Source organism: Blastomonas sp., from assembly GCF_041747255.1.
GTDB lineage: Bacteria > Pseudomonadota > Alphaproteobacteria > Sphingomonadales > Sphingomonadaceae > Blastomonas.
The window spans coordinates 1-3,076 of sequence record NZ_JBGTFM010000086.1; the positions used below are offsets into that span (position 1 = coordinate 1).

Genomic DNA, 3,076 nt, shown 5'->3' on the forward strand with positions numbered 1-3,076 from the left:
CAGTCTCGGCCTCGGCGCGCAGCCTCGCCGCCTCGTAGGTGCGCGCCAGCGTCAGCGGATCAAGCGCATCGGCAGCGCCGGCGGCGACAACCAGACTGCGCGGCTTGGGGCCCGGAAACGGCTCGTTGCCGACATGCGCCTGAACAAACGCTGCGCGGCGTCCGGCGGCGCCCTGCCAACGGTAAAAGCGATGCGCACCGATGGTGCCGATGAAGTCGAGGCTGGGTGCCCAATAGGGTGACACTTCGGTGGTGTGATAGTGGGTGGCTGTGCCCACGGGCGCATAAACATAGCCGGTCAAGGCACGCTCTGCCACCCGCCGGGCGCGTTGCCAGAACACCGTGCTTGGGGCGCGCGCCATTGCGCCATCGCAGCTGAAGGTGAACTGGCAGCCGGTGCTGCGCTCCGAGCCCTGATAGACGACGCCGCACACCGTGTTGGGGTAGCTTGGGTGCATCAGCCGGTTGAGCACCACCTGCGCCACCGCCTGCTGGCCGGCGTCGGGCTCCATCGCCGCCTCGTAGTAGATCGCCGCGGTCAGGCACTGCAGCGCCCGCGACCGGTCAACAATCGAGCCGCGCGCGATGAGGCTGCGCGATGGCTCGCCCAGTCCAAGGTTACCCCCATCGCTGGTCAGCACCGCTGGGATAGGCACAGCAAAGGCACCGTCGTCATCGAGGTAGTAGAATGCGGAGCCCGGGAAGTTCTCGCCCGCCTGTTCGAACGGCAGACCTGCGGCTGGCTGATAGCGCGCTGCGATGGCCATGTCGTCACCGCGCTGTGCGCGCACCAACTGCGACGCCCCCAGCGAAAGCACCAACGACAGCAGCAGCCATGCAAGCCATTCGCGCCGCGTCATGCTCGCTCTGGGGGCTGATCTACGGGCGGTGGCAGAGGGCATCGGGTCGAATGGTCCTTAACGGTGGGGGCGTTTGAGGTCGCTTTAGCGCATCCAAGGTTACCAAGACAGCCGCACTGATGGCGCTGTCCCGGCTTGGGACGCGAGTTCAGGCAGGTGTTAACGCGCGGGCAGGCGATGTCGCCAACCGGTTTGGGCACGCAGCAAGTCGATGCTCAGGCTGAACGCCTGCGGGATCATGCCCAGCTTGACCATGCGCCCGGCGGTGCGCCAGAAGTCAGCCTTGGGGCCCCCCTCGCGCAGGTGTAGCTTCATCATGGCTAGCCCGCCCGCCTCAAGCGCGTGGCGCGAGTATTTGACACTGTCGATCACCTCCATCCGCAGCCGTGCGCCCAGTCCGCTGGTGCCCACTACGGCGTCCATTTGGTCGAGCGGGGGCAGGCTGGCCATGCCGACGAACGGATCAGGACGTCCTGCCTGCCGCTCGCGTGCTGCGTGACGCGCGCACGCCGCGCCGATGGCCTGCACCACAATGTGCTGCTCGCTTACCTGGCCCGGGGAGCGCCGATACAGCAACAGCCGGTCGGGCAGATTTGCCATCGTGTGCTGCTCGGCAACGCGCAGCCAAAGGTCGAAGTCCTCGCAGTGCCTGAAGGCGGCACGATAGCCGCCCAGCGCGCGGATGATGTCGCGCCGCATCACCACCGATGGATGGCAGATCGCGCTCCTTTGGAGCAGCCTTGCACAGATCGATGCGTGGTCGAGCGGGTGGAAGTCTTCGCACGGGAACAGCGCGCCATCGGCATCTAGCTCATCGGTGTTGGAGCCCAGCACCGCGACATCGGGGTGCGCCACCATATGCGCGAGCTGGCGCGCAAAGCGCTCTGGCCGCGATACGTCATCGCAGTCCATCCGCGCGACCAGCGGCGCACGTGCCTCGTCGAGCAGCAGGTTGAGGCTGGCAATCAGCCCCCGGTTGGCCTGATGGATCACCCGGATGCGGCTGTCCTGCGCGGCATAGCGGTCGAGGATCAATGCCGATGCATCGCTAGAGCCGTCGTTGACGATCAGGAACTCGAAGCGCGGTTCGGTCTGGCCGAGGATGCTCTGGATCGCCTCTGCGACATAGCGTTCGCCGTTGTAGACGCTCATCAGAACGGAGATCAGCGGTGGCTCGGTGGTGGTCATCGTGGTTCCAGTGGCGCGCGGGGAAGGTGCGCTGGTATTCCCCTCCTGTAGCTTGGCACACAAGGTGGGTAAAACCCGTTAACCTACTTTAAGGACAGCTGATTTACCCGGTGGCGGGTCAACCAATAGGCCCCCAGCCCGAACAGCACCCCGCCCAGCGCCTGCCCAATCAGCACGCCCGGCGCCCCGCCGATGCTGCTGCCCAGTATCGCCAGCGGCAGCACGCCGATGGTGTTGCGACCCCAGCTGATCCAGCTTGACCAGCCCGCGCGGTCGAGGTTGTTGAAGGCCGCGTTCGAGATGAACAGCAGCCCGTTGAAGAAGAACAGCGGCACCACCAACCAGGCGAAGGCGTGGATCAGGTCCATGCCGCCCGCTGGCAGGTCGAAGATCGCGCCGATGCCATCGCTCGCCAGTATCAGCACCGGCCAGATCAGCAGCGTGTAGCCGATGGCGAACAGCACCGCCCGGTCGATCGCGCCGCGCACCCGCGCGATCTGCCCCGCGCCGTAGTTCTGGCCAACGATGGGGCCGATCGATCCCGAGAGCGAGAACAGCAGGCAGAACGCCACCGGGATGATCCGCCCGATCACCGCATAGCTCGCCACCGCCGCCTCGCCATAGTCGGCGATCAGCCGGAAGGCGATGATGCCGCCAATCGGAGTGGCGAGGTTGGTGAGCACCGCCGGCCCCATGATCGCCCGGATGTCCGGCAGGTTGGCGACGAAGCTGGCGCGCGTCGGCATGGCAAAGCCGCCATAGACGCGCAGCACCGGCACCAGCCCGGTCACCGCCATCATGCCGATGGCGATCACGGTGGCCCATGCCGCGCCGACGAAGCCCCATCCCAGTCCGAACATCAGCAGCGGGTCGAACACCGCATTGCCCAGCGCCATCGCCAGCGTGGTGTTCATCGAGCGGCGCGCGTCGCCATAGGCGCGCAGCAGGCCTGAGCACACCATGCCGACCACCGTCACCGGGCCGAAGGGGGCGACGATGCGGATGTAGGTCACCGCCGCCTCGTGCGCG

The 3,076-nt window shown here is 66.7% G+C and carries 3 protein-coding genes; all 3 read right to left on the reverse strand.

All coding sequences use genetic code 11. From position 1 onward, the window contains the following. A partial coding sequence (locus ACEW8G_RS03040; RefSeq protein ID WP_373486971.1) for a cell wall hydrolase occupies nucleotides 1–859 on the reverse strand: 859 nt, incomplete at its 3' end. Nucleotides 860–1,018: 159 nt separating this feature from the next. Continuing rightward, on the reverse strand, nucleotides 1,019–2,047 hold the full coding sequence (locus tag ACEW8G_RS03045) for a glycosyltransferase (RefSeq protein ID WP_373486972.1): 1,029 nt from the start codon (nucleotides 2,045–2,047) through the stop codon (nucleotides 1,019–1,021). An 83-nt stretch (nucleotides 2,048–2,130) separates the two neighbouring features. After that, a partial coding sequence (locus tag ACEW8G_RS03050; protein WP_373486973.1) for an MATE family efflux transporter occupies nucleotides 2,131–3,076 on the reverse strand: 946 nt, incomplete at its 5' end.